The following is a 326-nucleotide window of genomic DNA, read 5'->3' as shown; positions in this document are numbered from 1 at the left end:
CGGCAAGGCGTGCGGCCTTGTCCTGCCAGGGATTCCACACCACCACGCTGGCCGATCCGCTGCGGCTGATGCGCAGGCGGCGCTGCCATTGCGGGTCTTCCAGCAGCACGTCGGCCTCGCTGTAGACCTGTCTCTTATACACATCTGACGCTGCCGACGAACGAACAACAGTGTAGATCTCGGTGGTCGCCGGATCATTAAGAGGGGGGGGGGGGGGGGGGGGGGGGGGGGGGGGGGGGGGGGGGGGGGGGGGGGGGGGGGGGGGGGGGGGGGGGGGGGGGGGGGGGGGGGGGGGGGGGGGGGGGGGGGGGGGGGGGGGGGGGGGG

Annotated in this window: 1 pseudogene; it reads right to left on the bottom strand. The window is 76.4% G+C overall.

Annotated features, from left to right (window positions below):
• Positions 1 to 326: pseudogene (locus JHD64_RS21325) on the bottom strand (hypothetical protein); the annotation flags it as partial.

It is taken from the genome of Aquitalea sp. ASV15 (assembly GCF_016429115.1).
GTDB classification, from domain to species: domain Bacteria; phylum Pseudomonadota; class Gammaproteobacteria; order Burkholderiales; family Chromobacteriaceae; genus Aquitalea; species Aquitalea magnusonii.
This window is presented reverse-complemented; position numbering and strand designations above follow the sequence as displayed.